General features: G+C 60.3%; 1 pseudogene. It reads left to right on the top strand.

Annotated features, from left to right (window positions below):
- Positions 1-291: 291 nt before the first annotated feature.
- Positions 292-1,535, top strand: a pseudogene (locus V2I08_RS20380) (transposase); the annotation flags it as partial.
- Positions 1,536-1,614 lie beyond the last annotated feature (79 nt).

Here is a 1,614-nt window from a genome sequence, read left to right as displayed (position 1 = left end):
GAGTGGATGCCCCCTCCCGACGGCATCAAATGTGCCATTGTGATGTTTCCGAACGTCACAGTAGAGGAGAAGGCATCTATGGACGAAGTTAGCATTGTCGGCCCGGACTTGGCAAAGCGGGTTTTCCAGGCTCATGGAACGTCCTCCAGCGGGGACGCGATATTCCGCAGGAAGCTCAGCCGATCACAGGTGCTGCCATTTCTGGCTCTCGCATTGCCTCGCCTGAATTGCTCCCGAGTGTTGTCCAGTTGCCTCACCTAAAATGCTCCCGGCGGTGCCAGGGAGGAAACGATGAGGAAGGTGAGCATGGCGACGCGGAGAGAATTAGTTCAAGCGGTTGGGGAGCGGCATCGGGCGGCCGATCGCACGAGCAAGGGCAAGGTTCTCGACGAGTTCGTCGCGGTCACGGGATTGCACCGCAAGCATGCGATGCGGATTTTGCGAGAGAAGGCCCCCTTGCAGCAGACGGCGCGTCCCGAGCGCAGGATTTATACCGAGGCGGTGCGAACCGCGCTGATCCTATTGTGGGAGGCGAGCGATCGCCTCTGCGGTAAGCGGTTGCGGCCACTCATACCGATTCTGATCGAGGCCATGGAAGGCCATGGCCATCTTGACCTGGATCCTACGATCAAGGCGAAGTTGTTGCAGATGAGCGCAGCAACGATCGACCGGGTGTTGAAAACCGTGAGGGAAAGCAATCCGATGCCGCAGCGGCGGGGTGTGGCAGGATCCGAACTGAGGCGCAGCGTTCCGATCCGAACGTTCAGCGACTGGGGGGACCCGGCCCCGGGGCATATGGAAGCAGACCTTGTGTCACACAGCGGGCCGATGGCGAAGGGTAGCTGGGCCTGGACGCTTACGCTAACCGATATCGCGATAGTTGGACCGAGTGCGCACCGCTACTGGTTCGCGAACAAACGCTGTTGGTTGACGCACTTTCCGAACTGCGGAAGCTGATGCCGTTCCCGTTGCTGGGGTTCGATTCTGACAATGACAGTGTGTTCATCAATGAGACCGTACGCGACTACTGTGCCGCGACTGGGATCACCTTTACCCGTTACCGGCCCTATCGGAAGAACGATCAGGCCTGGGTTGAGCAAAAAAATGGCTCCGTTGTGCGTCGCCTGGTGGGACATCGTCGGTTCGAGGGACTGGAAGCGGCCAGGTCGCTGGCGGAGTTGTACGCCGCATCCCGTCTTTTTGTGAACTTCTTCCAACCTTCGTTCAAACTGGCCGAGAAGCAGCGGGACGGAGCCAGAGTGTATAAACGCTATCATGCCCCGGCGACGCCGTTCCAGCGCCTGATGGATGAGCCCCGGACCAGCGAGCAGACACGTCAGCAGCTTCGGCACATCGCTGCCGGGCTGGATCCGGTTCGGCTGCTGCGCGACATCCGCACGGCGCAGCAAAAACTGGTGGTACTCGCTGATGCCGTGGCCTCGGCGACACCGGCGGAGACCGCGTCGCCCCCGCCGCTGGATGCGTTCCTGTTGAGCCTGAGAACGTTATGGAAAAACGGCGAGGCGCGGCCTACGGCGTACGCATCCGGTGTGGACCGCAGGCGCGCAGCATTTTTGAGGTAAGACCTCATAGGAGTATCGCTACCGATATTCC

It is taken from the genome of Sphingobium sp. MK2 (genome assembly GCF_040170545.1).
Classification (GTDB): domain Bacteria; phylum Pseudomonadota; class Alphaproteobacteria; order Sphingomonadales; family Sphingomonadaceae; genus Sphingobium.
This window is presented reverse-complemented; position numbering and strand designations above follow the sequence as displayed.